The following is a 26,094-nucleotide window of genomic DNA, read 5'->3' as shown; positions in this document are numbered from 1 at the left end:
CACATGACTCGCTTTGAGTGCCCCTGAGGGAATAGGCGTGATCTTGACCAGATTTTGGCCTGCTAAGCCGCTGGTTTCTGACAAGCTTAAGTAACTATGGCGCACCCACATCAAAAGACTGATTCCCACACCGTCGATTTCCAAGTGGACCCGGTGGTCCTGGAGCTCGGGCAGCGCTTTGTTGATGCCGGCCACGAACTGTCCCTTGTGGGCGGTCCGGTGCGGGACCTGTTCCTGGGGCGCGCCTCGCTGGACCTGGACTTCACCACGGACGCCACCCCGGACCAGACCGTTGCGCTGATCAAGAAGTGGGCGGACAACTTCTGGGAAATTGGCCGGGCTTTCGGGACCATCGGCATGCGCAAGGCCGGCTTCCAGATCGAGATCACCACGTACCGGGCTGAGGCTTACGATCCTGAGTCACGCAAGCCGGTAGTGGCTTTTGGCACTTCGCTCACTGACGACCTGCTGCGCCGCGATTTCACCATCAACGCGATGGCCCTGCGCCTGCCGTCCCTTGAACTCGTTGACCCGTTCGGCGGTGTCCGGGATCTCCACGCCTCGGTGCTCACCACCCCGGGCTCCCCCGAGGACTCCTTCTCCGACGACCCCCTGCGCATGATGCGCGCCGCCCGGTTCGCCTCCCAGCTGGGCATCTCGGTGCACCCCGACGTCCGCCTGGCCATGAGCGGCATGGCGGAGCGCATCACCATCATTTCCTCCGAACGCGTCCGCGACGAGCTGGTCAAACTCATCTGCGGGGCGCGCCCGAGGACCGGCGTGGACCTGCTGGTGGACACCGGGCTGGCCGAGTTCGTGCTGCCAGAGGTTTCCGCGCTGCGCCTCGAATCGGATGAGCACCACCGCCACAAGGACGTCTACCAGCACTCGCTGCAGGTGCTGGAGCAGGCGGCAGCCCTGGAAACAGACGCCGACGGCGCGGTGCCGGGCCCGGACTTCGTGCTGCGGTTCGCAGCGTTAATGCACGACGTCGGCAAGCCGGCTACGCGCCGTTTCGAACCGGGCGGCGCGGTCAGCTTCCGCCACCACGACATGGTGGGATCCAAACTCACATCGAAGCGGATGAAAACCCTGCGCTTCGACAACGACACCATCAAGGCCGTTGCCCGGCTGGTGGAACTGCACATGCGCTTCTACGGATACGGCGATGCCGGCTGGAGCGATTCTGCTGTCCGGCGCTACGTCACCGACGCCGGGCCTCTCCTGGAACGGCTGCACCGGCTGACCCGATCGGACGTCACTACCCGCAACCAGCGCAAGGCTGAACGGCTCGCCTTTGCGTACGACGACCTGGAAGACAGAATCGCCACCCTGCGCGAGCAGGAGTCCCTGGACGCGGTCCGCCCCGATCTGGACGGCGCACGGATCATGGCCCTCCTTGAGCTCAAACCTGGTCCCGTGGTGGGCCGTGCCTATAAGTTCCTCCTAGAGGAGCGGATGGAGCATGGCCCGCTGCAGCAGGAGGACGCCGAAGCCAGGCTGCTTGCCTGGTGGGCGCAGCAGCCCGAAGCGGCACCCTCCGTTCCGGACTCACCAGAGCCAGCCGCCGCCGTCGAACTTTCCACGAATGAGGAGTCCAAATGACAGTCCCGAACACTGCTCCCCGCCCCCAGCTCTGGATCCTGCGCCACGGCGAGACCGAATGGTCCAAGAGTGGGCAATACACCGGCCTCACGGACCTGCCCCTGACCGTCGAAGGCGAGCAGCAGGCCGTGGAAGCCCGGAAGATCCTGGACCAGGTGGACTTTGACCTCGTCCTGACCTCACCGCTGCGCCGTGCCCGGCGGACTGCGGAACTTGCCGGCTTCCCTGACGCGCAGCACGAACCGCTGGCCGTGGAATGGAACTATGGCGATTACGAGGGCATCAGCTCGGACCTGATCCGGAAGGACAACCCCGACTACCTGATCTGGACCCACGGCGTGCCCAACGGCGAATCCCTGGATGAAGTGGCGGCCCGCGCGGACAAGATCGTGGCCCGCGTGCTGGAATCCGGACTCGATAACGTGCTGATCGTGGCCCATGGACACTTCTCCCGGATCCTGACCGCCCGCTGGCTTGAATTGGCTCCCACCGAAGGCCGCCACTTCGTTCTGGGCACGGCAAAAGTCTGCACCCTTGGATGGGACAAAAAGACGCCCGCTATTGTGCGCTGGGGACTGTAATAGCTGGTTTATAGAATTTCTTTAGAATCTTTTCGAATTAAGTGGCGGACCGTTGCGTTTGTAGGGTATTTTTATTCCTAACCCCAGAGCGACTCCGCCGGGGTCACGGCGCGCGTTGCCAGGCCAGTCTGCTGGTGCAACGGCTAACAGAAAAGGAGGTTGGGAGAAATGATTACTTTGACTAGCGGATGGAAGATGACCATCACCGCCACCCCGGCCTTCGCTGCTTCTGCGCGCCATTTTCGTGGAGTGTTTGCCTCCTAGCCCCGCCTGATTCCGCCACTACAGCGGTATCTTCGGAGCAGGGCACAACTTTCACGCACCTCTTGGCCAGCGTTCGCGCAGCCTTACTGCCGGTCCACGCGATGACACAGTAGCCCCCTGACTCGGAACACGTTCCTGCCTGGGCCTGCACCGCCGCCGGGTCTGCATCATTGCCATTTGGACCGTATTCGCATTTGCGAACCACTCATAAAGTCCGGGCATTCCTATGCCTAATTACCGCCGATAGTTTTCCGACATTAATTGGCGCTATTTGCCATGCCTATTTTACTTGGAAAGGAGGTGACTGCCTTGATAAAGAAGATCAAGAAGGCACTGTTCCTGCTGCGCTTGCCCGTCCATGCGGGACGACGCGAATTCAACGGTGAACTGTTGGACCAGCGCCGGGAAGAGGCTTTTGTCCTGATACACCAGCAGATGACCGGACTGCGCTGAAGCCCGGGGGCCAGAGCAAAATCGCAGGGCCTGCCCGGGCACCGTCCCGGTAAGCTCAGGGACATGCAGGAGACGAAGCCGCCGGTGCGCCCACAGCGTGCCCGCCTGGTAGTTCCCAGCCGCAGTGACCTGCTGCTGAAGAACTTCACGGAACTGATTGGCGGGCCGATGGGTGCCCGGTCGGCGCCCGGCATCGTCTCCCCCGGCATGTTTACCGTGGAACGGGTCCTGATCGCCCTGACCGTCCTGGCCGCGCTGGGTGCACTGGCGGTCAAGGGCTACTGCCGTGCAAACGGCTGGCAGGCCCCGGACCAGTTCTATTCCACGTGCTATTCGGATTTCCCCGACTTCCTGCGAAACCGTGGCCTGGGAGAGGACCCATTCGCCTTCCTCAGCCAGGGCAACCTTTTTGAATACCCGGTCCTGATGGGTTTCATTGCCGGTGCCACGGCCTGGCTCACCCCCGGCAACGGTGTCACGGATGGCCGCATCCTGGGGTACTTCGACGTCAACGCCACATTGATAGCCGCCGTCTGGATTGTTACTGTCCTCGCCACTGCGCGGATGGCACAACGGCGACCCTGGGACGCGGCCATGGTTGCCCTCGCACCTGGCATTGTCCTGGCAGGGACCATCAACTGGGACCTCTGGGCGGTGGGACTGCTTGCCCTGGGAATGTTGTTTTTCGCGCGGGAGCGGTTGGCGCTTGCCGGCGTCATGATCGGCCTCGCCGCCGCAGCCAAGCCCTATGCCGCCTTGGTTCTTGTTGCCGTCCTCCTCCTCGCCCTCCGCACTGGGCGGCTCCGGGCATTCGTTGTCACCGCGGGAGCGGCCGCGGCGGCCTGGGCGACCGTCAACGCTCCCGTGGTAGTAGCCAATCCCGCTGGCTGGGGGCACTCCCTCGGATCCGCCCAGTCCCGCGAGGCCGGGTACGGATCCGCGTGGTTTGCCTATAACCTCGTTGCCCGGCGCCTTCGCTGGCCCGTCCTGGATCCGACGGTCATCAACGTGCTGGCCCTTGCCTTCTTCCTGCTGGCATGCGCGGCCGTGGCCTATATTGCCCTGACGGCCCACACGCGGCCGCGCCTGGCGCAGCTGGCGTTCCTGCTCGTTGCCGCCTTCATCCTGACCAACAAGGTCTACTCCCCGCAGTTTGTGCTCTGGCTGATTCCGCTGGTGGCGCTGGCCAGGCCGCGGTGGCGCGATTTCCTGGTGTGGCAGGGTGTTGAAGGCCTCTACTGGGCTGCAGTCTGGATGTACCTGGCCCAGGTGACCAGTCAGGGCCCTACGCAGCACAATATTGATATGCCCTACTACGTTCTGGCGGTGGCAGCACATATGCTCGTGACGGCATATTTAATGATTCGGGTGATTTGGGACATTTATGATCCCAATTACGACCCCGTTCGCAGGCACCATCTTGATGACCCGCACGGGGGGCCTTTCAACGGATTGCCCGACTGGCTGCGCTTCAGTACCCCCAACCGTTCACAGGCGGTCCTCCCTTGGCGGGCGAAGCACCATGCCTGATGTCGCCGTCGTAGGATCCGGGCCCAACGGACTCGCCGCAGCTGCGGTGATGGCCCGGGCCGGGCTGTCCGTGGAAGTCCACGAGGCCGCCGGGACCATCGGCGGGGGCACGCGCACCGCAGAACTGATGCAGCCGGGGCACCTGCATGACATTTGCTCGGCCGTGCATCCCATGGCCCTGGCCTCGCCCTTCTTTCGCGACTTCGAACTGGCGCGCAGGGTTGACCTGGTGGTTCCGGAGCTCGGGTTTGGTTCACCGCTCGACGGCGGACGGGCTGCACTCGGTTATCACTCGCTGGAGCGCACAGTCGAGGCACTCGGCCGGGATGGTGCGGCTTACGGCAGACTCCTTGGCCCTCTTGTCAGCCGCATTGACGGGGTCATGGACCTCACCCAGCACCAGTTATTGCGGATCCCCCGGGCGCCAGTCGCGGCCGCACTCTTTGGACTGCGGACATTCGAGCAGGGAACTCCGCTGTGGAACACGCGGTTCCGTGAGGAACTGGCGCCTGCCCTGCTCAGCGGCGTGGCAGCGCACGCTGTTTCGTACTTGCCCTCACTCGCGGCAGCCGGAGCCGGCCTGATGCTGACAGCCCTGGCCCATGCGCAAGGATGGCCGATCCCCCAAGGTGGTTCGGTGGCCATCGCAGAGGCCCTGGCAGATGACATTCGGGCCCACGGCGGTGTCATCCGCACGGGGGAGCCGATCGATAGCCTCCAGCAACTCGGCGGAGCGCGTGCAACGCTGCTGGACGTCGCTCCGCGCGGACTGCTGGACATCGCAGGCGATCAGGTGCCCGCAAAGTACCGCCGGTCCCTTGAGACATACCGCTATGGGAATGGTTCCTGCAAAGTGGATTTCATCCTGTCCGGCCCTGTTCCGTGGGCAGCACCTGAACTGGCGGACGCCGGAACCGTGCATGTGGGCGGCACTCGGAGGGAGCTGGCCCGGGCCGAAAACGAGGTCTCCGCAGGGAAGCATCCTGACCGCCCCTATGTGCTGGTGGCGCAGCCCTCGCGGTTCGACAGTGGCAGGGCGCCGGCAGGGCGCCACATCCTGTGGGCCTATTGCCATGTCCCCGCCGGATCAACGCGGGACATGGGTGAGGCCGTGACAGCGCAGCTCGAACGTTTCGCACCAGGGTTCCGGGATGTGGTGGTGCAGACCCACGTGACCACCGCAGCGGAACTGGCCAGCTACAACCGAAACTACATCGGTGGCGACTTCAGCGCGGGCATCATGGACGTTCGCGGACTCCTCCAGCGGCCCGTTGTTTCCCCCATTCCGTGGCGGACGCCAGTTCGCGGCGTATACCTGTGCTCGTCCTCCACACCGCCAGGTCCCGGCGTGACAGGCATGCCCGGTTTCTTCGCCGCCAAGCAGGCTTTGAAGGACATGTTCGGCCTGCGGGTCCCAGCGCTGGGATTGTGAGTCCGCGTGACGCAGCCGGGTGGTTGGCCGGGCCGCAGCACTTGCCCCACTGGGGGATAATAACGCCGTGGGGAACTCAAAGAAACTTTCACTTGCCGTAGCTGGTCTCATTCTCGGTGCCTCCTTGGTGGCCTGCGACGACGGCAGGGGGGGAGCCGAGAGCGCGGCCAAGCAGTTTGCCGCCGCGGTGTCCGCCCTCGACGTCGGCCCTGTTGCCTTTGACGGCAAGGACTCCGCCGTGGCCAAGCAGCAGGTCCAGGACGTGTTCAAGGCCCTCGACCCGGACAAGCCCACTGTGGAGGCCGGGGACCTGACACTGGATGGCAAAACTGCCACCGTTCCCCTCAACTACACCTGGAAAATCGGCTCCGGTGAATGGAAGTACACCACGTACGCCGAGTTCACGAAGTCCGGGGACAAATGGCTCACCGCGTGGAACCCGTCGTCGCTCGTCCCGGACCTCGCAGAAGGCGAGATCCTCACCAAGGGCACCCAGTCGCCCCCGCGGGCAGACATCCTTGGCGCCGGCGACGCGAAGCTGGTCACGTACCGCCCCGTGGTGAAAGTCGGCATCGACAAGCCGCTCCTCGGCTCAGCTGACGCGGCCGCGTCAGCCACCAAGCTGGCAGAACTGGTGGGCGTGGATGCCGCGGCCTACGCGCAGCAAGTCTCGGCGTCGGGTGCCCAGGCATTTGTCGCTGCCATCACCCTGCGTGAAGAAGGCCGCACCATTACCGACGAACAAATCTCGGCGATTCCCGGCGGCCGTGCCATCAAGGAAAGCCAGCCCCTGGCTCCCAGCCGAACCTTCGCCCGGGCCGTCCTTGGTTCCGTCGGCGAGGCCAGTGCAGAACAGATCGAAGCCTCGGCCGGGGCGCTGAGCGCCGGCGACGTGACGGGCGTCGGCGGGCTGCAGCAGCAGTATGACGCCCAGCTCCGCGGAACCGACGCCGTGGTGATCCGTGCGCACCGGGCAGACCTCACCCGCGAACAGATCAGCGCCGCCGGGACTGATCCGCGCCGCGTGGTCTTCGAGACCGCACCCACACCTGGCACGCCACTAAAGACCACCCTCGACCCGAACCTCCAGTCCCTGGCAGAGAGCACTCTGGCCGGCGTGGGGCCCGCCTCGGCCATCGTGGCGCTCCGGCCCTCCACCGGCGCAGTACTCGCAGCCGCTTCGGGGCCGGGCAGCAATGGCTACAACACCGCGATGCTGGGCCAGTACGCACCCGGATCCATCTTCAAGATGATCGACTCACTGGCGATGTTCCGCAATGGCCTGACCCCCGATTCGAAGGTGGAGTGCACTCCCACCCTTGAGGTGGACGGCCGGACCTTCAAGAACTCGGAGGGCTACCCGGAAACTTCCCTCGGGTCGGTGTCCCTCCGCGACGCATTCGCCCACTCGTGCAACACAGCGTTCATCGCGGCCCGGGACAAAGTCACCCAAGCCCAGCTTGAGGCCGCCGCGGTGGCCATGGGTGTGGCCGTCGAAGCCCCGTCGCTGGGTGCCGTGGCCTTCCTCGGTTCCGTCCCCGGTGAGGCTGCCGGCACGGAACACGCGGCGTCGATGATCGGCCAGGGCAAGGTGCTGATGTCCCCGCTGGCGGCGGCAATGATGGCAGGGTCCGTGGCCAAGGGCTCCCCCGTCTCACCGCAGCTGGTCCTTAACCCCGACGGCGGCGCCTCGGGAGGCACCCCCGGTGAGCCGACGGCGGAAGCTGCACCGCCGTCGTCGACCGTTACGCCCGAAGCACCTTCCCAGGCATCCAAGAAGCCGATCACGGCCGAGGAAGCCGCGGCACTGTCCGACATGATGCGCGCTGTGGTCACGTCCGGCCACGCGGGTTTCCTGGCCAGCGTGCCCGGAGCACCCGTGGGCGCTAAGACGGGAACGGCCGAGTTCGGCAAGGAGGACCCCCCAAAGACGCACGCGTGGATTGTGGCGGTCCACGGTGATTTGGCTGTTGCCGTGTTCGTCGAGGACGGCGGGCTAGGTGCCACCACGTCGGGGCCGCTGCTCAAACAGTTCCTGACCGCCGCCGGCTGACCCCGAGAATGTCAGCTCAGATTTGTTCGCGGCGTGCCATCAGATGACGATGCGGTAGATGTGGTGTGTGAATTCGAAGGCGAAGTCGTCCGTAAACGAACTTCCGGACACTTCTAGAGTCCTGCCTTCATTCATCACCTCTATGCTGGTCCCTTTAATGGATCCCGGGAGAGTGAACGTCCGCTTGCCTGGCTCGGTACTCAACGCGACTTCTGCGAAGACGTAGGCTGATCCGTCCTTGACTTTGAGCATGGTGTCCAAGCCAGGGCCAAAATTCCAGGCATAGGACTGGGTGTTGATCACCGGCGCCAGAGACTTGATGCGAGAAGTAGTCTCCCGGATCTGCTTTTTTCTTTCTTCGCTGCAGTCCACCAGCGAGTAGGCGCCGTTTACGCCGTCGTTATTGTGCTGGAAGAACATGATGCCGCGTGCTTCATGGATGATGGCCGACCAGCAAGCCCCTTCGATCTCCTCGGGATTGATGCTCCGGGCGCCGGCGTCCGAGAGGTACGGCATGGCCGTTTCCACAAACATCCAGTTCGGTTTGCCGCCCGGCGGCGCCTGGAACGAGCGCATCCTTTCCACCAGCCATCCGTACGTGGCGGAGCGCATCGTAGCCGTGCCCGCAGGCCAGTGGGAAGACTGCTGGATTGCAGATCCGGAATTCGGAGAGGTGTAAGCGTAATTGTCCGCGCTGGCCACATCCACAACAGACATAAAATCGCCCATAGTCCCCTTGGCCCAAAACGTATCCAGAACACCTTTGGAATAGTTGGCGTTGATGAACCTTCCGTCCTTCCTCGCGCGGAGGGCTGAGACCTGTTGCTGCATGTTGGCGAGGTTTTCTTTCGTGTCAGCCCCTCCGCACCCCAGACCAATGTCGCATTCATCAAAGGCGAAGAGACCCACCACGTTGGGATCGTCGCCAATCTCGGCCGCGGAAAACTCATCCTGGACGACGCAGAACATTCCCTTGGAGGTTGCCACGCTGAGTTGATCGTTATGCTCAACGGCCTGGAAAGTATTGATGCCGATGGACTTCAGCTGCTCCGCATGCGCGGGGCGGCCGAAAAATACTGCTAACGGAAAGAATGTCGGGTCGGTCCAGCCGGCGGCCGCGGCCTTGGGGAACGAGCGCCAGTATTCAGGACCGCCTTCCCACCCGATGCGGGGCAGATCCTGCAGACTTACTTGGGCCAGCGGCCCGGGCGAAGGGCCAGAAGCGGACCCGTCAGGTTGGTCGGGGGCCGAAGTAAGCGCTCCCGCAGTTCCCGCCGCAACTGCGGCAGCACCGATGCCGATGAAGAAGTTCCTCCTGCCAACGGCACTATCGGGCATGTCGAGGGGTTCCATATTCATTCCTTCCTCTCCGCGGTCCGTTAATGATGGCTGGAGGCAAGTAACCGGTCTATAGGGGTTTCCACAAACTTGCAGGCGTGGCCAACTCAGAGTCCGTGGCCGAAGTCGGGAGATTCGTGACGAGTCCCTTTCCGCCCAAAACTCGAGCCGGGCGGGCGTGGGAAGATTGATCGTGTGGCTCATATTGACGTTTCCGGCATCGACTACTTCCTTTCCGACGGCACCCAACTCCTCAACGGCGTGACTTTCAAGGTCCCGGACGGCACCAAAACTGCTCTGATCGGACCTAACGGCACGGGCAAAACCACGCTGTTCCGGATCATCTCCGGCGACCTGATTCCGGACGAAGGGGTCATTGGACGCTCCGGAAACATGGGCATCATGCGCCAGTTCGTCGGCCAGGTCCGGGACGACTCCACGGTCCGGGACCTGCTGGTATCCGCCGCGCCGCCTGCCCTGGCCGCCGCTGCCCGTGAGGTGGACGAGGCCGAGCTCGCCATGCTGGAGCACGACGACGAGCCCTCCCAGATGCGCTACGCCCAGGCCATCGTGGACTGGGGAGATGCCGGCGGCTACGACGCGGAGACCGTCTGGGACGAAGTCTGCATGGCCGCGCTGGGACTGCCCTTTGACCGCGCCCAGCACCGCCCGGCGTCGAGACTTTCCGGCGGTGAGCAGAAACGCCTGGTCCTCGAGGCACTGTTCGCCGGCCCCGACGAACTCCTGCTGCTGGACGAGCCGGACAACTACCTCGATGTGCCGGGCAAGCGCTGGCTTGAAGACAAGCTGAACGAGTCCAAAAAGACAGTCTTCTTCATCAGCCACGACCGCGAGTTGCTCAACAATGCCGCCGGACGGATCGTGACCCTCGAACCGGGGATCAACGGCGCAGGCGCGTGGGTTCACGGCGGCGGCTTTGGCTCCTACGTTGACGCCCGCGCCGACCGGAATGCCCGCTTCGAGGAGTTGCGCAAACGCTGGGACGAGGAGCACGTGAAGCTCAAGGAACTCGTCAACATGTACAAGAACAAGGCTGCTTTCCGCTCCGACATGGCCAACCGGTACCACGCAGCGCAGACCCGGCTCGCCAAATTTTTGGAGGTGGGTCCGCCCGAGGCGCTGCCCATCGAGCAGAACGTGAAGATGCGGCTCAAGGGCGGCCGGACCGCCAAGCGCGCCATCGTGGCGGAGAAGCTTGAACTCACGGGCCTGATGAAGCCGTTTTCCACTGAGGTCTGGTTCGGCGACCGCGTGGGCGTGCTGGGCTCCAACGGGTCAGGCAAGAGCCACTTCCTGCGGCTGCTTGCCACCGGCGGGACGGACCCGGAGCGGGAGCACCTGCCCGTGTCCGACGTTGAAATCGCCGAAGTCCCGCACGAGGGAACGGTAAAACTCGGCGCCCGCATCCGGCCCGGTTTCTTCGCCCAGACCCACGTCAGGCCGGATCTGCTGGGCAAGACCCTGTTGGAAATCCTGCACCGCGGCGACGAACACCGCTCCGGGCTGGGCCGAGAGGCTGCCGCCGGAGCGCTGGACGGTTACGGCCTGGCCGGACAGTCAGAGCAGAAGTACGAGTCGCTCTCCGGTGGTCAGCAGGCGCGGTTCCAGATCCTGCTGCTGCAGCTCTCCGGTGCCACGCTCCTGCTGCTGGACGAACCCACCGACAACCTGGACCTGCACTCTGCCGAGGCGCTGGAGAAGGCCATCGACCACTTCGAGGGCACCGTCCTCGCCGTGACCCACGACCGCTGGTTCGCCCGCACCTTCGACCGCTTCCTGGTCTTCGGCTCAGACGGCAAAGTCTACGAATCCGCCGAGCCTGTCTGGGACGAAAAGCGCGTGGCGCGCGCCCGCTAACCCCCGACGCTCTCTCACTTGACGCGGGTTTTCCCCGGACGCTATCTCACTTTCGTAAAGAAAGTGAGAGAGCGTCGGTCCGTTGAGCACATTAAGTGAGAGAGCGTTGGGTGGGGGTGGTGCGTTGGGGTCGCCGTCGGTTGCTAGCATTCGAGCATGAAGACTGACATCTCAAGAACCGCGGCCGGACCCACCCTCAAGGCAGCGGCTGCCGCGACTTTTGTGGTCTTCGGCGTCAACGGCTTTGTTTTTGCCAGCTGGGCAGCCCGGATTCCGGCAGTCACGGAAACGCTGCACCTCACCTCCGGCCAGATGGGCACGCTCCTCCTGTGCACGGCCATCGGTTCTTTGCTGGCGCTTCCGACGGCGGGGCTTGTGGTGGGAAGGATCGGCACGGCTAACGCCGTGCGCGCCGCCGGGGTGGTGGCCGCGCTGGCCGGCGTCGGGATTGCACTCTCCCTGTCGGCCGAATCGGTGGTGGGTACAGCCATTTCCCTGTTCTTCTTCGGCATCGGCATCGGACTGTGGGACGTATCCCAGAACATTGAGGGGGCCGACGTTGAGCACAAACTCCGGCGGACCATCATGCCCCAGTTCCATGCCGCCTTCAGCGGCGGGGCCTTCATTGGCGCGCTGATCGGCGCAGGGCTCTCGACCATCGGCGTCGGGCTGCCTGAGCACCTGTTAGTGATCGCAGCGGTTGTGGTGGTGGTGGCACTGGTAACGCCCCGCTATTTCCTCCCCCACGAGGCGGAGGCGGCTCCCCTCGATGGTGAGCCCAGGGCTGAGAAGGGCCCATCCGCCTGGCGGGACAGCCGGACCCTGCTGGTAGGCGTGGTGGTCCTCGGGGCGACCCTCACCGAAGGCGCAGGAAACGACTGGATCGCCAAGGCCACGGTGGACGGCCTGGGTACGTCAGAATCCACCGGTGCCCTGATGTTTGCCCTGTTTGTCTTGGCCATGACGGCCATGCGGTTTTTCGGCGGCCGGGTGATTGACGCCTATGGCCGCGTCGCAGTGCTCCGTGCCAGCATGGGCGCCGCAGCTGCCGGCCTTGGCCTCTTTGTGCTCGCCGGAAACGTGTGGCTGGCCGGCATTGGTGCGGCCTTGTGGGGCGTCGGCGCGGCGCTGGCCTTCCCGATGGGAATGTCTGCCGCCGCCGACGATCCGAAGCATGCCGCCGCGAGGGTGTCAGTTGTCTCCACTTTGGGTTATGTCTCATTCCTGGCCGGGCCGCCCCTGCTGGGGTACCTGGGCGACCTCACGGGAATCCACCTTGCCCTCCTCGCCATCCTCGCGCCGATCGTGGTGGCCTTGGTCCTCGCCGGAGCGGCAAAGCCGCTGGCTGGGGGGCAGGGGCTGGATGCCGGGCATGCGCAGGCTTCCAGTAAGCCGCTGGATTCGAACTAAGCCCACCCAGAGAGAGGGGCTGGGTCCCCACATTCAGTCCGCCCCAGGATTAGGGTAGGGAGATGCACACCAAGTGGCGCCCGGGACCGGGGTGGATCAGCCGCCTTGACCGGCATCTGGTCCGGAGGGTTTCGTCGTTCCCCGGGGGGACACATGATACGTTCTTCCGCCGCCTCTCTGCTTCCGCCGATAATGGCAAGCTCTGGATTGGAGCCGCCGCGATTATGGCGCTGTTTCCGGGGAAAACGCGCCGCGCGGCCGTACACGGGCTGATCGCCCAGGCCGTGGCATCGGCGATGACCAACGCTGTCTTCAAGACCCTGTTGCCCCGCACCCGGCCCATGCCGGAGCACCTGCCGGTGTTCCGCTTTGTCCATCCGCAGCCCACCAGCTCCTCCATGCCGTCGGGGCACTCTGCCTCCGCCATTGCCTTCGCTGTTGGCACCGGGCTGGTACGGCCCGCCCTTGGCGCAGCACTGGCCCCGGCGGCGCTGGGCGTTGCCTATTCACGGGTCCACACAGGGGCGCACTGGCCCTCGGATGTGTTTTTCGGTTCGGCCATCGGTGCGGGTGCCGCGCTGGTCACCCGCAAGTGGTGGCCGGTCCGTCCGCCGTTTCCCGAGGTAACGCGCGCCGCAACGGATGCTCCGGGACTGCCGGGGGGCACCGGCCTCAGCATCGTGGTGAATACCCTGGGCGGCTCCTACAAGGAGGAAACCGCTGCGGCCCTGCAAGATGTATTCCCGCACGCGTATATAAAGTCGGTTGATCCCGATGAAAGCTTGGATGCTGCCATTCAGGCCACCGCCAGGCGCCCGGGCACCCTGGCCCTCGGTGTCTGGGGTGGCGACGGAACCGTCGGCACAGCAGCCGCGGCCGCCGTCGAACACTCCCTTCCCCTGCTGGTACTCCCCGGCGGCACACTGAACCACTTCGCCCGCGATACGGGGACCGGCAGCCTGAAAGAGGCAGTCGCGGCGGCGACGAACGGTGAGGCCGCGCAGGCGGACGTGGGGATCGTGACAGTCGAACGCGGGCTGGCGGGGAACCCGGAGACGGCCGAACTCATCATGGTCAACACCGCCAGCGTGGGGCTTTACCCCAACCTGGTGCGGCGCCGGGAACAGTTGCAGCCTGCGCTTGGGAAACCATTGGCCGGCGTGGTGGCCATGTTCCGGACCTTCGCGGTGGGAACGCCTACTACCCTGATGGTGGACGGGGTGCGGCACAAGGTGTGGATCGCGTACGTGGGGCGCGGCCGCTACTATCCCCGGGACCACGCGCCGCTCTTCCGGCCTGTCCTGGACGACGGCGTCCTGGACGTCCGCATGATCACCGCGGACGAATCCTTCGCCCGGCTGCGGCTCTTGTGGTCGGTGCTGACGGGCACAGTGGCAACCTCCCGGATCACCCACCTGAGGGAAGCCACAGAGGTCCTCATCGAATCGGCGGGTCCGCCCATGGCGCTGGCAGTTGATGGTGAGGCGCTGGCAGGTGTTCGCAGGGCCCGGTTCCGGGTTGAGCCGCGGGCCCTGACGTACTACTCGCCCCGGCCGTGAGCCCGCCACCTTCGAACGTGTACAGCCCCTGGTCATCCGTCCGGATTACCCTGATTCGACCCTGAATCATCCCTGAGACAGGCGAATTGCGGGATTCCCGTCGGTAGCGTGGACAGTGCACACCAAACTTCCCGCAGCCGGTAGGCTGCCGTTCTAAGGAACACGTCCATGATTGAGGCACAAGGCCTGACAAAGGTGTACGGCGAGAAGACCGCCGTCGCCGGAGTCAACTTCACCGTAGAGGCCGGCCGGGTCACCGGATTCCTCGGTCCCAACGGCGCCGGCAAATCCACCACCATGCGCATGATCATGGGCCTGGACCGGCCGACGTCGGGCACCGTCACCGTTAACGGTGCACCGTTCGACCGGCACGCCGCCCCGCTGCGGGACGTCGGCGCCCTGCTGGATGCCAAGGCCGTCCACACCAGCCGCTCCGCCTACAACCACCTCCGGGCCATGGCGGCCACGCACAGCATTCCGAAGAAGCGCGTCCACGAAGTCATCGAAATGACGGGCCTGGGCGAAGTGGCCAAAAAAAAGGTGGGCGGCTTTTCGCTTGGCATGGGACAGCGGCTGGGCATTGCCGCCGCGCTGCTCGGCAACCCGCAGACCATCATCCTGGACGAGCCGGTCAACGGCCTGGACCCCGAGGGAGTTGTCTGGGTCCGTAACCTGGTCAAATACCTGGCGTCCGAGGGACGCACGGTGTTCCTCTCCAGCCACCTCATGAGCGAGATGGCACTCACCGCGGACCACCTGATTGTGATCGGCCGCGGCAGGATCATCGCCGATGCTCCCATCAAGGACATCATTAACGGTAAGGGCAGCGCGCGAACCCGGGTCCGCACCGACCAGCCGGATCAGCTGATGCGGCTGCTGGCCGGGGACGGCGTCTCCGTGGAGCTGCAGGATAACGAGCTGCTCGAGGTCAGCGGCCTTGATCCGCGCCAGATCGCCCGCGCCGCCCTCGAGAGCCACACCATGATCTACGAACTCACCCCGCTGCAGGCGAGCCTCGAAGAGGCCTACATGGAGCTGACTAAGGACGAGGTCGAATACCACTCGCTGATCACCGCAGGCGCCGCCGAGGCTCCCGCCCAGTCCGGAGGCAACTAAGCCATGAGCTCAACCACCCTCGAACCCAACCCGTCCCGCCGCGGCGCGCACGCTGCCCCCGCCGGGCCCCTCTCCGGTGATGCCACCAGCACCGGCCCAGGACCGTCGTTCCCCCGTGTGCTCAACTCGGAGTTCATCAAGTTCCGCACGCTCCTTTCCACCCTGATCCTCCTTGCCTGCACGGTGTTGGTGGTGGTGGGCTTCGGCGCGCTGTCCGCCTGGGGCACGGGTTCCTTCGCTGAGCAGGCGCTCAAGGACCCCGAGGCGGCCGCTGCGTTTGCCGCGCAGGGCGGCAACCTTGCCATTGGTGTGCCCACGTCCGGCATTGCCTTCGCGCAGCTCATCCTGGGCTCCCTCGGCGTGCTGCTGATGAGCTCGGAGTTCACCACTGGAATGGCCCGCTCCACGTTCGCAGCAGTACCCAGGCGCACGCCGGCTTTCGTGGCCAAGCTGCTGGTGGTGATGGTGACGGCGTTTGTTGTTACTGCCGTCTCTGTGTTCATCGCGGGCCTCGTGTCGGTGCCGATCCTGGACAACTACAACCTGGATCTGGACCTGGCCAGCTCGCAGTCGGTGAAGATGCTGCTGGTCAACAGCATCTATGTGGCGGCCGTCGCCGCCATTGGCATGGCGCTGGGCTCCCTGCTCAGGAATTCGGCGGGTGGCATCATGGGCCTGGTGGGCCTGTTCTTCGTGGCTCCCATCGCCTTTCAGCTGATCCCGGGCGATTTCTTCGTCCAGACCCGCAAATACCTGCCGGGTAACACTGTGGAGCCGATGACGGCTGTGAACCACTTGCCGGACACCCTTGAGGTCTGGCAGGCCGCACTGGTTCTCGGTGCCTGGGTGGTTATCCCGGTGGTGCTCGCCGCCGTCGTCCTCAAGAAACGCGACGTCTGAGCTGAGGCTAGGCTCAAGGCATGAATGAAGCGGCACTGGTGAAGGACGCGTCGGCCGGACTGGCCCACGCGTCCTTCGCCGAAATCACGGCCAAGCGCCGCGGCCGGCTCAGGCGGTATCTTTACCAGCGTCCCCGCCTCATGGACGCGGTGGTAGTTGCGAGTTTCACGGTGTTGGTTGCCCCCACCATGGTGGATGCCATCCTGCAGGGCGCCTGGTTGGCGGCGGTGCTCCTGGCCGCCGTGGCAGGTGCGCTGTTCCTTCGACGCTCCTATCCCGTGGCGCTGGCCGCGTTCGTCGCGGTGATGGAAGTGGCCGTCACCCTCCTCCACCCGTGGGGCTCGAACGTCTCGGCCGGGCTGTGGTTCTCGCTGTACGCCGTGGCGGTTGCGCACACGCGCCGGTTCGCCCTGACGGCGATGGCCGCGGCCACTGCACCGCTGGCCCTGCTGTATCTTCTGGCCGCCGTGAGTCCCATGGAGAGCTCCTTCGTCCACGCTGAAGCGGGCAATTCCGGGGACTTCCACCTCCTGACCAGCATCACCACCGGTGCCACCATCGCCCTGTCCAACGTCATCGCCACCGGGATCGGCATCTCGGTGCGGCAGCGCCGTGAACACGAGCAGGAGATTGCGGCGTGGGCGTCGCGGGCGGCCAGCCTGGCTTCCGTCAACGAGCGGAACCGGATCGCCCGCGAGATGCACGACGTCGTGGCGCACTCCCTGACGGTCATGGTCAGTCTTTCGGACGGCGCCGCCGTCGTGGTCCGGAAAAGTCCCGACCGCGCCGCCGAGGTGCTTGGCGAACTGTCGCGGACCGGCCGGACCGCGCTGGCGGACATGCGGCGCGTCCTGGGAGTCCTGCGGGACGACGCCGGCACGGCGCCGCGGCAGCCGCTTGCCTCGGGCGACAGCCTGGCCAAACTCCTGGAAGGTTTCCGCACCGCGGGCCTGCCGGTGCACTACTCGCACACCGGCCCGGCGCTGCCCAGCGACGCCGCGTTCCAGCTGACCGTGTACCGGATTGTGCAGGAATCACTGACGAATGTGCTCCGGTACGGGCGGTCGTTGGGTCGGGTGGATGTCAGCATTGTCCGGGCCGGTTCCACGGTCATCATCGAAGTGCTAGACGACGGCGCGGGAGTGGCGGGCCACGACGCGCCCGATTTCGGCGGGCCGGGTTCCGGAGGTGCCGGCACCGGCCAGGGACTGGCGGGAATGGCGGAGCGCGCACGCATTTACGCCGGGTCAGTGGAGGCCGGGCGAAGCGGCCGGGGCTGGCTGGTCCGGGCAGTCCTAAGCTGGCCCGGCGATGACCTTCCCGATCCTGACCACGTCCCACAACTGCAAGGCAGAGCATGACTCAGACACAACCAATCACCGTCCTGTTGGTGGATGACCAGCCGCTCTTGAGAATGGGGTTCCGCCTGATCCTGGAGGGCGAGGAAGACCTCCGCATTGTGGGCGAAGCCTCCGACGGCGCCGAAGCGGTGCGGCAGGTCAGGGAACTGAAGCCCGACGTCGTGCTGATGGACGTCCGGATGCCCGTGCTGGACGGCATCGAGGCCACCCGTGCCGTCACCGCCGCCGGTGCCACGGCGCGGGTCATCATCCTGACCACCTTCGACGTGGACGAATACGCGTTCGCCGGCCTCCAGGCGGGGGCGTCCGCGTTCCTGCTCAAGGACGTGGCGCCGTCGGAACTCATCCACGCCGTTCGGGTGGTGGCCAGCGGCGACGCCGTGGTGGCCCCGCGCGTCACCCAGCGGCTGCTCGAAACATACGTCCGCGGCGCCGCCCGCCCGGCCTCCTCGACCCAGCGCGACCCGCTGCTTGAGGACCTGACGCCGCGCGAAACCGAGATGCTCGAAGCCATGGCTGAGGGACTATCGAACGCCGAGATCGCGCACCGGTACTTCCTGTCCGAAGCCACCGTGAAGACCCACGTCCGCCGCATCCTCACCAAACTTCACCTGCGCGACCGCGTCCAAGCCGTGGTCTATGCGTACGAAACCGGCCTGGTGGTTCCCAGCAACCCTGATTACTGACGCTGGCGCGGTGGCTAACCGATGCACAGCTTCAGCACAGGAACGCCCTAGCCGAGCGATAGGGGCGGCGGGTTGGATGGAGCCATGAGCAATCACGTTCCCCATCCGGACCACGACCGCGGCCTCGAGTTCGATCTCTCCACCCTCATGAGCCGCCGTTCACTTGGCATCTTCCTCGGCGCGGGCGGCGCGGCAGCGGCCCTGGCCGCGTGCACCCCTGGTGGATCGGGAAGCGGCGGGTCGGGCAGCACAGCCAGCACGTCGACGTCGGCCGCCACTGAAAGTGCCGCTTCATCCGGTGCAGCCAGCACGACGGCGTCGCCCTCCGCCAGCCCGACGCTCACCCGGGCGATCGCCGAGTGCGGGCTGACGATCCCGGAGGAAACGGCGGGTCCGTTCCCCGGCGACGGTTCGAACGGCCCCAACGTCCTGGCAGCCTCGGGCGTGGTGCGGCAGGACATCACCTCGAGTTTCGGGACCGGCAGCGCGAAGGCAGGCGGTGTGCCGCTGACCTTCATCCTCACCCTGCTGGACAACGCCAACGGCTGCGTTCCCCTGGCGGGCGCAGCCGTTTACGCCTGGCACTGCGACCGGGAGGGCAGGTATTCGCTCTACGATTCCGGCCTGGCCAACGAGAACTACCTCCGCGGCGTCCAGGAAGCAGACGCGAACGGCCAGGTCACGTTCAACTCGATTTTCCCCGGCGCTTACTCCGGACGCTGGCCGCACATCCACTTCGAGGTGTTCGAATCCATGAGCAACGCCACGGCTGCCGGACAGGTGCTGGCGATCTCCCAGATCGCACTGACCAAGGCGGCCTGCGAAGACGTCTACACCACGGCCGGCTACGAGGACAGTGTGGCGAACATGAATCGGACCACCCTGCAGAACGACAACGTCTTCCGGGACGACGGCGGCATCTACCAGCTGGCCACCATGACAGGCTCCGCCGCCACGGGTTACACCGCGGGCCTGAACGGCACCTTGTAGCGTGCGGGGCGCAGGGTTCGCCCGCGGGCGCGGCGTTAGACTCGGAACCATGCCTTCACCTTCTGCCGCCGCAGACCACATCCAGGACCTCGGCGCTTATCTCAGCGCATCGCCGTCGAGCTTCCACGCCGTCCACGAGGCCGCACGCCGCCTGGACGAGGCAGGGTTCACCGGCCTGGACGAGCGGGAGCCCTGGTCCGGCGGAGCGGGCTCGTTTTACCTGATCCGCGACGGTGCCCTGATCGCTTGGGTTGTGCCCGGCGGCACGGGACCCACCACCGGGTTCAACATCCTGGGCGCGCATACGGATTCGCCGTCCTTCAAACTGAAACCGAAGCCCACCACCGGCGCGTTCGGGTGGCTGCAGGCAGGCGTGGAAGTCTATGGCGGGCCGCTTCTGAATTCCTGGCTGGACCGTGAGCTCCAGCTGGCAGGCAGGCTGGTCATGGTGGACGGTACCCAGCACCTCACAGCCACCGGCCCGCTGCTACGCTTCCCGCAGCTCGCCATTCACCTGGACCGCGCGGTGAACGACGGCCTGACGTTGGACAAGCAGCGGCACATGAATCCCGTCTGGGGGCTGGGGAATCCCGCAGATTTCGATCTGCTGGCTGTCCTGGCGTCCCATGTTCCCGGCTCCTCTGTTGATGCGGCCGGAATCGGCGGGTACGACGTCGTCATAGCGGACACGCAGGCTCCTGCGGTTTTCGGGGCCAATAGTGAGTTCTTCGCGTCAGGGCGGCTGGACAATCTTTCGGCGACGCATGCCGGGCTGGCGGCGCTGATCGCGCACGCTGCTTCTTCCTCGGACGGTGGCGGGACCGGCGCGGGTGCGCCGATCGCGGTGCTGGCTGCCTTCGACCACGAGGAAATAGGTTCCAATTCCCGTTCCGGGGCCTGCGGGCCCATCCTTGAGGACGTCCTGGTGCGGATCTCCGACGGACTCGGCGCCACGGTGAGCCAACGGCGGCAGGCGCTGGCGGCGTCGTTCTGTGTCTCAGCGGATGCCGGCCACGCCGTGCACCCCAACTATCCCGAACGGCACGATCCGGCCAACCATCCGGTGCTGAACGGCGGCCCACTGCTGAAGATCAACGCCAACCAGCGCTACGCCACGGACGCCAGCGGGGCGGCTTTCTGGGCCCGGCTTTGCATCGCGGCCCAGGTGCCGTACCAGGAATTTGTGTCCAACAACGTGATGCCCTGCGGCTCCACCATCGGGCCGCTGACCGCCACGCGCCTGGGTATCCGGACCGTCGACGTCGGTGTGCCGTTGCTTTCGATGCACTCCGCGCGCGAGCTCTGCGGCGTGGAGGACCCGCACCGGCTGGCCGTTGTCACGGAGCTGTTCTTCCGGACGGCGGCTTAGCTTCGGGCTGATTCGTCGCACCACAAAGGTGCTGCGGATACCCACATAGAGGCCTCATTCGCCTATTAGCGTGGTTGGTCCACGCCTACGGTTGAGAAAACGGAAGCCCTCCGGGTTTGCGGTCCATGGTTCCGGACCGCAGATGGGTGGGACTGTATAGTCCCGCCACCGAAAGGACGGCCGAAACAACAGATTGACGCGACAGGCAGGATGCCAGCTGGTATCCGGGCCGGAGCGGGGAGTGCAGACCCCACAGCCGGCCAGTGCACGGTCGCGCCGTGACCATGGAGCCAAAATGACGTCTGCACCTGGAGCTTTCCCCCGCCGGATCCTTAAACTGGGCCTGCCGGCCTTGGTTACTGATCGCATGGCAGTCAAAACAGGTCACCGGGAGTCCAGTTACTCCTCAAGGCAGGACCTGCCGGAAAGTGGCGCCACCAGGCTCATCACTTCTGTATCGATCGGCGGGGTGCCGGTGGACCTGACCAGTTTTGAGAACGCCACCGCAGCGATCATCGGCAGGGCAGTCAGAGGGGGCCCGGCACCCCTAGGAGTGTTGTCCGCAAATCTGGACCACGTCAAGCACTTCGGGGCGAACGGTCCTTGGGGGCAAACCTTGGAAAACCAGGATTCCATGGAATGGCTTTCCCTGCTCGATGGCGCCCCGCTGGTTACCCAGGCCAACAGAATCACCGGACGCTCGTGGCCGCGGCTTGCCGGTAGTGATCTCATTGAATCAGTCCTGGACCGATCGGAAACAGAGGGCTTACGGATAGGGTTCCTGGGCGGGGCAGGCGAAACCCATTCCCTGGTTCGGGAGAAATTTGCCCAGGAACGGCCAAACCTGCAGGTGGCGGGATGGTGGGCTCCTTCGCGTGAAGCTCTGAAAAACGCCACTACTTGCCTGAGTTTGTGTGAACAAATTGCAAGTGCGAACGTAGACATCCTCGTTGTGTGCCTCGGTAAACCCCGTCAGGAGCTTTGGATCGCAGAGTACGGCGCGCAAACCGGGGCTAATGTCTTGTTGGCCTTTGGAGCTGTGGTGGATTTCTTGGCCGGGCGTGTGCGCAGGGCCCCCACGTACGCGCGTGATGCTGGGCTGGAGTGGGCCTGGCGACTTGCGCTAGAACCCCGGCGCCTTGGTAAGCGGTATTTGCTCGACGGGCCACCAGCGTATCTCTCGGTTCGCAGGCACAGCTCTACCAGCCGGCCTCCGGTGGGGATCTTGAATGGCCCTCCCACCATGAGTAAGTCTGCGCGTGCCGTAGTGACACCGGGCAAGTTCGCGTCCCTGACTGAACACGCCGACGTCGCTGTCCTCATTGTCACGTACAACAACGAACGGGACATTGGAAGACTGCTCCACTCGCTAAGGCAGGAGACGGCTGACCAGTCCATCAAGGTGGTGATCGCCGACAACTCCTCCTCATCACAGACATTGGAGGCCCTGGCCCCGGAAGAGGATGTGCATTCTTTTGCCACTGGCGGAAACAGGGGGTATTCGGGAGGTCTCAACGCGGCGCTTCAACGCGCTGGAACGGCCGACTCGTACCTGATCCTGAATCCGGATCTCTGGCTCGCACGTGGATCCATTGGGGCTCTGAGGGACCGGATGCGCTGCAGCGCAGCAGGCATAGTCGTCCCCAGGTTGCTCAATGAGGACGGGACAAACTATCCCTCGCTTCGGCGGGAGCCTAGCTTGTTCCGGTCGTTGGGGGACGCACTCCTGGGAAGCAGGCTGGCCGCCCGGCCGGGCTGGCTATCCGAGATGGATTTCGACGAGGAGAGCTATGTCCATCCTCATCCGGTGGACTGGGCTACAGGAGCGGCGGTCCTTATTTCGTCGGAAACGGCAGCTTCGGTAGGAAGCTGGGACGAGAGCTTCTTCCTCTATTCGGAGGAGACAGACTTCTTTCGCCGTGCGCGGCTCAAAGGTGTCACCGCCTGGTTCGAACCCAAGGCGCAAATGACACATCGAGGAGGCGGTTCCGGAATTTCCCCTGAGCTCGGTGCGCTAATGGCGGTGAACCGCATCAGATATGCCCGGAAGCACGGAAATGCCACCCATGCGGCACTTGTTCATTGCACGGTAGCGACGGCTGAACTGCTGCGGGTTCCGAAGCGCGGCAGCTGGCTGGCCTTTCGTGCGGTAGTGGGTCTCCGGCGCTGGGAGGATCTGCCCAAGGCTGTAAGCTACCGGCCCCGCAGCGATGCCGCGGGGCTCCATGGCGGCTCCGTGATAATTCCAGCCCACAATGAGGCTGCTGTCATCGGACGGACCTTGGCCTCCCTAAGACCGACCCTGCGCGGCGGCGCAGTGGAAGTCATCGTTGCCTGCAATGCCTGTACGGATGACACCGAGGCCATTGCCGCATCGGTTCCGGGCGTACGAGTGATCACCGTTCCCCAGGCATCCAAGGTGGCTGCCCTTAACGCGGGAGACCGTGTGGCTACGAGGTGGCCTCGGATCTACCTGGATGCCGACATTGCTGTTTCCGGTGAATCGCTGCAGCGAACGTTCGAAGAGCTGGGGCAGGAGTCGGGCCCGCTGGCTGCCCGCCCTGCATTCCAATACGACACTCAGGGGGCACAATGGCTCGTGCGCGCCTACTACCGGGCCCGGAGCAGGATCCCTGGCACTTCTTTGGCCTTATGGGGAGCTGGAGTCTACGGGCTAAGTGAGCGCGGCCATGCCAAACTCCAAGAATTTCCCCCGCTGACGGCCGACGATTACTACATTGACAGGCTGTATAGGCCAGGCGAAAAACGCATCGTTCAGTGCGATCCGGTTCTCATAACGACTCCACGCACCGTGCCGGCCCTCTTGAACACCCTCAAACGGGTTTATCGCGGCAATTCGGAGCAAGACGGAGTACTGGAATCTACGGCCGCGAACACGTTTCATCAACTGTTCCGTTCGGTTCGGGGGCCCTCTTCAGCACTTGACGCTGCCGTCTACGCTGCTTTTGCACTCGGTGGCAGGTGGAGCTTCGACCGGGTGAACGAAGGACGTTGGGAACGGGACGATACGTCCCGAGCGCTGCGTTCTGATGCTCCGGACGTGGGCGTTAAGTGAATAAGCCCCTAGGCGTCCACGCGGTGTCAAACTCCCGCCGGAGAGGGAAGCTATCTTCCGCGGAAATCACAGGCGTGCCAGAAATGACGCGCGGTACGCCCGGGAGGCAAAGCGACGAGGACGCGGTGTTAACGACACCCGGTCGAGTTCCCATTCTGTTGAGACTGACCGCATTAACCACTTTTGCGGTTCCTTCTACCATGGTTCTCGAACCGATGGGGGCTGCCGGAACGGTACCCCTGATGCTGGCCACCGGCTTGTTTGTTCTTTGGGCGGCTTCAATCCTGCTTGGCCTGCACGATCCCATCCCTAAGCGCCATCCGGGCCGGATCGGTCTCGCCTTGCTGCTCTTGGCAACCAGCGTTTCGTATGTTGCGCTCTACTCCGGCTGGACAGGGCCCAGTTCGATTGCTGCCCGAGCCTCGGCAGACCGTTGGGTCATCCTCCTTCTGGGGAGTACGGCGGTAATTTTCGTGGCCACAGAAAAGATAAAAAGCCTCGGCGACGCCATGATTTTGGTACGCGCACTATTGGCAGGTGGAGTATTTTGCTGCCTTGTAGCAGCGGTCCAGTTCTTTCTGCAGATTAACCCCGCAGAATGGCTCAGAAATGTCATGCCAGGATTCACATACAACGGCGGTGACACCGTATTCCAGATTCGTGGTGCACTTCTCCGGGTTGCCGGGACCACGTTCACCCCGATTGAACTTGCAGTAGTTTGCTCTATGCTGCTCCCCCTTTCAATCTGGCGGGGAATCTACGACACAACCGGACGGAAGTGGCAGCACTGGGCAGGGACCCTACTCCTTGTCTTTGCGATCGCAGCGACTATTTCCCGCTCCGGTGTCTTGGGGGTTGCTGTGGCGATGGCTGTCTTTATTCCCTTTATGCCGCTGCGGGCACGAAAGTGGACCTTCGTTTTTCTTCCGGTAATAATTGCAAGCTTGTTCCTAACCATCCCTGGACTGTTGAGCACCATCTTTGATGCCCTGATGCCCGACCAAGGCGATCCGTCAATCACCACACGCACCAACAATTATCCGCGCGTTGCCGCCATGTTCGAAGCAAGGCCCATTCTCGGCGCAGGACCGGGCAATTACACACCCCCGAATGCGCTGCTAATTCTGGACAATCAGTACCTCAACTCCACCGTGACCATGGGGATAGTTGGCCTCGTGGGGACCGTTGCCTATCTAGCAATTCCTGGGATCGCGGCTTTTCTTGCAGCGCGAGCGGCCAAGGCCCCTGCGCTAGGGTGCCTTGCGGCAGCAACCGCCGCCGGTGGACTTGTGGCCGCTGTCTGCTCATTAACGTTCGACTCTCTGTCCTTCCCTGTTTTCGCGCTGACGTATCCGCTCATCGTGGGACTGGGCGGCGCCGTTTGGATCATGACCAAAAATGAAAGTTCAATCGAAGTCAAAGGAGGGTTCTAATGGATCCGCTGACTGTCATCCGTACCATCTGGCACCATAAGACCTATGTCTTTCCAGTAATACTTGTAACGCTTATTGCAGCTGCTTATGTTTTTCAGTTCGGTCCCCGCTACTTCGAGTCGAGCATGAATTACGCGCTGGTGAATCCTAAGTTACCTACCGACAAGGAGTTGCAGGTCAATCCCGAGCTGGCCGGCCTAAACAGGGACAACCCTTTTCTTCGGGCATCCGATCCCGCGCTGATAACCGAGGTCCTCATCGCGCGTCTGAATGGAAGCCAAACTTCCCAATTCCTGAAAGCGTCGGGCTTGAGTACTGACTACACGATTACAGAGGGAATCAACGGCAACGGCTTCGTGGTTTCGATAACCGGCCACGGCGAGTCCGAATCATTTTCGCTTGAGACGACGCGTGCGCTGGGTACCCGGTTAGAAGCTGATCTAAAGGCGATACAGCAGGTGAATGGCGCGGACGAGCGCTTCTTGTTCACCACCCTAATGGTCAATCCGCCCGATAAAGCTACTGAGCAGTTCTCGAGCCGGCTCCGTTCAGTCATCATGGTGATTTTGGGAGGAGCAGTGCTTATGTTCGGGGCCGTGTCCCTTGGTAGGTCCATGGAATCGGTCCGGCTGCGACGCCGATCCAGGGCGGCTGCAGTGGCCGTGGAGGAGGCGGGAGCTGATGATGCAGGCACAGCTTCAGTGACGGCGCCCCCTGAATCCGGGATAACGACGAACGCGTCAAGGATGGCGAATGTACCGCTGCGAAGCTCACCTGTCTCTGCCCATCGTTCACGGCGCGATGCAACACGTGAAACGCCGGAACGGGTAAGCCTTTAGGTACGCCGCGCATATCTGAGCAGGAAGGCTAATTTTGTAGGCCTGATTGTCAAGAGGCATCGGTGAACGGCTCCTGGCTTTGATTTGGGGCCGATTCACCGTGTGACGCCCCCGTGCACGACAGTCACGTCAGTGGTGAACGCTCCTTGTCAGGCCGTGTTCCGTTGTTCTCCTTGCTGGGGCCGGGCGGCCAGGGACCAACACCAGGCGTTCCCGGACCG

The 26,094-nt window shown here is 64.1% G+C and carries 19 protein-coding genes; 18 read left to right on the top strand and 1 reads right to left on the bottom strand.

Annotation, left to right across the window (positions count from 1 at the left end; all coding sequences use genetic code 11):
• Positions 1-96 precede the first annotated feature (96 nt).
• From AC1MCD_RS20010 to AC1MCD_RS19985, 6 genes are all read left to right on the top strand, one after another.
• Complete coding sequence (locus AC1MCD_RS20010; RefSeq protein WP_498674624.1) at positions 97-1,605, top strand: CCA tRNA nucleotidyltransferase; 1,509 nt, start codon at positions 97-99, stop codon at positions 1,603-1,605.
• Positions 1,602-2,186, top strand: coding sequence for a histidine phosphatase family protein (locus tag AC1MCD_RS20005; protein ID WP_498674622.1), 585 nt, complete (start codon positions 1,602-1,604; stop codon positions 2,184-2,186). The genes AC1MCD_RS20010 and AC1MCD_RS20005 overlap by 4 nt, the downstream gene beginning before the upstream one ends.
• Positions 2,187-2,750: 564 nt before the next feature.
• Entirely contained in the window at positions 2,751-2,903 is a 153-nt protein-coding gene (locus AC1MCD_RS20000; RefSeq protein ID WP_498674621.1) for a hypothetical protein, read from the top strand.
• 63 nt (positions 2,904-2,966) lie between these two features.
• A complete protein-coding gene (locus AC1MCD_RS19995) occupies positions 2,967-4,433 on the top strand; it encodes a glycosyltransferase family 87 protein (RefSeq protein WP_498674619.1) in 1,467 nt (488 codons plus the stop codon).
• Complete coding sequence (locus AC1MCD_RS19990; RefSeq protein WP_498674618.1) at positions 4,426-5,865, top strand: phytoene desaturase family protein; 1,440 nt, start codon at positions 4,426-4,428, stop codon at positions 5,863-5,865. Before AC1MCD_RS19995 ends, AC1MCD_RS19990 begins: the two co-directional genes overlap by 8 nt.
• 67 nt (positions 5,866-5,932) lie before the next feature.
• On the top strand, positions 5,933-7,918 hold the full coding sequence (locus AC1MCD_RS19985; RefSeq protein ID WP_498674615.1) for a penicillin-binding transpeptidase domain-containing protein: 1,986 nt from the start codon (positions 5,933-5,935) through the stop codon (positions 7,916-7,918).
• A gap of 39 nt (positions 7,919-7,957) precedes the next feature.
• On the opposite strand, the gene AC1MCD_RS19980 is transcribed toward AC1MCD_RS19985, so the two are convergent.
• Positions 7,958-9,277 carry a hypothetical protein gene (locus AC1MCD_RS19980; RefSeq protein ID WP_498674612.1) on the bottom strand — a complete coding sequence of 440 codons (1,320 nt, stop codon included), beginning with the start codon at positions 9,275-9,277 and terminating at the stop codon, positions 7,958-7,960.
• A gap of 174 nt (positions 9,278-9,451) precedes the next feature.
• Here AC1MCD_RS19980 and AC1MCD_RS19975 point away from each other — a divergent pair, with 174 nt between their 5' ends.
• The 12 genes from AC1MCD_RS19975 (at position 9,452) to AC1MCD_RS19920 (ending at position 25,873) form a co-directional block, all read left to right on the top strand.
• Positions 9,452-11,134, top strand: coding sequence for an ABC-F family ATP-binding cassette domain-containing protein (locus tag AC1MCD_RS19975; protein WP_498674609.1), 1,683 nt, complete (start codon positions 9,452-9,454; stop codon positions 11,132-11,134).
• Between the two features lie 156 nt (positions 11,135-11,290).
• Positions 11,291-12,544 (top strand): MFS transporter, encoded by a 1,254-nt coding sequence (locus AC1MCD_RS19970; protein WP_498674608.1) that lies wholly within the window; start codon positions 11,291-11,293, stop codon positions 12,542-12,544.
• A gap of 62 nt (positions 12,545-12,606) precedes the next feature.
• Positions 12,607-14,103 (top strand): bifunctional phosphatase PAP2/diacylglycerol kinase family protein, encoded by a 1,497-nt coding sequence (locus AC1MCD_RS19965; protein WP_498674606.1) that lies wholly within the window; start codon positions 12,607-12,609, stop codon positions 14,101-14,103.
• Between the two features lie 168 nt (positions 14,104-14,271).
• A complete protein-coding gene (locus AC1MCD_RS19960; protein ID WP_498674605.1) occupies positions 14,272-15,219 on the top strand; it encodes an ABC transporter ATP-binding protein in 948 nt (315 codons plus the stop codon).
• A gap of 3 nt (positions 15,220-15,222) precedes the next feature.
• Positions 15,223-16,119: an ABC transporter permease gene (locus AC1MCD_RS19955; protein ID WP_498674603.1), complete on the top strand. Its 897-nt coding sequence runs from the start codon at positions 15,223-15,225 to the stop codon at positions 16,117-16,119.
• A gap of 20 nt (positions 16,120-16,139) precedes the next feature.
• Positions 16,140-17,480, top strand: coding sequence for a sensor histidine kinase (locus AC1MCD_RS19950; RefSeq protein WP_498674601.1), 1,341 nt, complete (start codon positions 16,140-16,142; stop codon positions 17,478-17,480).
• Positions 17,477-18,166 carry a response regulator gene (locus AC1MCD_RS19945; protein ID WP_498674599.1) on the top strand — a complete coding sequence of 230 codons (690 nt, stop codon included), beginning with the start codon at positions 17,477-17,479 and terminating at the stop codon, positions 18,164-18,166. The genes AC1MCD_RS19950 and AC1MCD_RS19945 overlap by 4 nt, the downstream gene beginning before the upstream one ends.
• 84 nt (positions 18,167-18,250) lie before the next feature.
• The gene (locus AC1MCD_RS19940) at positions 18,251-19,156 is read left to right on the top strand and encodes an intradiol ring-cleavage dioxygenase (RefSeq protein ID WP_498674598.1); all 906 of its coding nucleotides are present in this window, start codon (positions 18,251-18,253) and stop codon (positions 19,154-19,156) included.
• Between the two features lie 49 nt (positions 19,157-19,205).
• Positions 19,206-20,525 (top strand): M18 family aminopeptidase, encoded by a 1,320-nt coding sequence (locus tag AC1MCD_RS19935; RefSeq protein WP_498674596.1) that lies wholly within the window; start codon positions 19,206-19,208, stop codon positions 20,523-20,525.
• 295 nt (positions 20,526-20,820) lie between these two features.
• Positions 20,821-23,601, top strand: a complete 2,781-nt coding sequence (locus tag AC1MCD_RS19930; protein ID WP_498674594.1) for a WecB/TagA/CpsF family glycosyltransferase — start codon at positions 20,821-20,823, stop codon at positions 23,599-23,601.
• A gap of 242 nt (positions 23,602-23,843) precedes the next feature.
• Complete coding sequence (locus AC1MCD_RS19925; RefSeq protein WP_498674591.1) at positions 23,844-25,034, top strand: O-antigen ligase family protein; 1,191 nt, start codon at positions 23,844-23,846, stop codon at positions 25,032-25,034.
• Positions 25,034-25,873 (top strand): chain-length determining protein, encoded by an 840-nt coding sequence (locus AC1MCD_RS19920; RefSeq protein WP_498674589.1) that lies wholly within the window; start codon positions 25,034-25,036, stop codon positions 25,871-25,873. Before AC1MCD_RS19925 ends, AC1MCD_RS19920 begins: the two co-directional genes overlap by 1 nt.
• Positions 25,874-26,094 lie beyond the last annotated feature (221 nt).

Source organism: Arthrobacter sp. BF1, assembly GCF_056680215.1.
The sequence above is the reverse complement of the archived record's forward strand: the minus strand, read 5'-3'. Positions and strand labels throughout refer to the sequence as shown.

Bases quoted from the DNA above. Each gene is read 5' to 3' on its own strand.
- AC1MCD_RS19990 (WP_498674618.1), top strand. From the start codon at position 4,426: ATGCCTGATGTCGCCGTCGTAGGATCCGGGCCCAACGGACTCGCCGCA.
- AC1MCD_RS19930 (WP_498674594.1), top strand. From the start codon at position 20,821: ATGACGTCTGCACCTGGAGCTTTCCCCCGCCGGATCCTTAAACTGGGC.
- AC1MCD_RS19950 (WP_498674601.1), top strand. From the start codon at position 16,140: ATGAATGAAGCGGCACTGGTGAAGGACGCGTCGGCCGGACTGGCCCAC.
- AC1MCD_RS19920 (WP_498674589.1), top strand. From the start codon at position 25,034: ATGGATCCGCTGACTGTCATCCGTACCATCTGGCACCATAAGACCTAT.
- AC1MCD_RS19965 (WP_498674606.1), top strand. From the start codon at position 12,607: ATGCACACCAAGTGGCGCCCGGGACCGGGGTGGATCAGCCGCCTTGAC.
- AC1MCD_RS19935 (WP_498674596.1), top strand. From the start codon at position 19,206: ATGCCTTCACCTTCTGCCGCCGCAGACCACATCCAGGACCTCGGCGCT.
- AC1MCD_RS19925 (WP_498674591.1), top strand. From the start codon at position 23,844: ATGCTGGCCACCGGCTTGTTTGTTCTTTGGGCGGCTTCAATCCTGCTT.
- AC1MCD_RS19995 (WP_498674619.1), top strand. From the start codon at position 2,967: ATGCAGGAGACGAAGCCGCCGGTGCGCCCACAGCGTGCCCGCCTGGTA.
- AC1MCD_RS20010 (WP_498674624.1), top strand. From the start codon at position 97: ATGGCGCACCCACATCAAAAGACTGATTCCCACACCGTCGATTTCCAA.
- AC1MCD_RS19980 (WP_498674612.1), bottom strand. From the start codon at position 9,277: ATGAATATGGAACCCCTCGACATGCCCGATAGTGCCGTTGGCAGGAGG.
- AC1MCD_RS19955 (WP_498674603.1), top strand. From the start codon at position 15,223: ATGAGCTCAACCACCCTCGAACCCAACCCGTCCCGCCGCGGCGCGCAC.
- AC1MCD_RS19940 (WP_498674598.1), top strand. From the start codon at position 18,251: ATGAGCAATCACGTTCCCCATCCGGACCACGACCGCGGCCTCGAGTTC.
- AC1MCD_RS19945 (WP_498674599.1), top strand. From the start codon at position 17,477: ATGACTCAGACACAACCAATCACCGTCCTGTTGGTGGATGACCAGCCG.
- AC1MCD_RS19960 (WP_498674605.1), top strand. From the start codon at position 14,272: ATGATTGAGGCACAAGGCCTGACAAAGGTGTACGGCGAGAAGACCGCC.
- AC1MCD_RS19970 (WP_498674608.1), top strand. From the start codon at position 11,291: ATGAAGACTGACATCTCAAGAACCGCGGCCGGACCCACCCTCAAGGCA.
- AC1MCD_RS20005 (WP_498674622.1), top strand. From the start codon at position 1,602: ATGACAGTCCCGAACACTGCTCCCCGCCCCCAGCTCTGGATCCTGCGC.